1 protein-coding gene is annotated in these 455 nt (G+C 49.9%); it reads left to right on the forward strand.

The window, feature by feature from the left end; all coding sequences use genetic code 11:
- Nucleotides 1–73: 73 nt before the first annotated feature.
- On the forward strand, nucleotides 74–455 hold a 382-nt coding region (locus tag JHD74_RS26770; RefSeq protein ID WP_233169703.1), incomplete at its 3' end, for a hypothetical protein.

Raw genomic sequence — 455 nt, forward strand, 5'->3', positions numbered from 1 at the left:
CCCCCCCCCCCCCCACACCCCCCCCCCCCCCCCCCCCCCACCTACACCCAGTTGGCATCGTCGGCAGCGTCAGATGTGTATAAGAGACAGTCGTAATACGGGCTATAAAAACAACACTAAAAACCTGGTTATCTACACCGTAAACCAATCCGGTGAAACGAAAGAAAATTTAGTCCCGGTGCATGAAATAAAGAAATTCAAGCATCACTGGGACATTACACGTGCAATACTGATGCAGATTGCCTCGCTGCAACGGCCTGAGCTGGTGATTTCTGAGGAGGTTTTCTATGACTTCAATGTTAACCCCTCGACGTTTCAGTTTCAGAAGAAAAGCCTTCGAAGAAGGCTGGCAAACTTCGTTGGGATCACTACGTCACTTATCCTTATATGCGGGGCCTTGTATGGTGCATCTCTGTCTCTTATACACATCTCCGAGCCCACGAGACAGGAGGTAT

This window comes from Serratia sp. ASV30, from assembly GCF_016428815.1.
GTDB lineage: Bacteria > Pseudomonadota > Gammaproteobacteria > Enterobacterales > Enterobacteriaceae > Chania > Chania fonticola_C.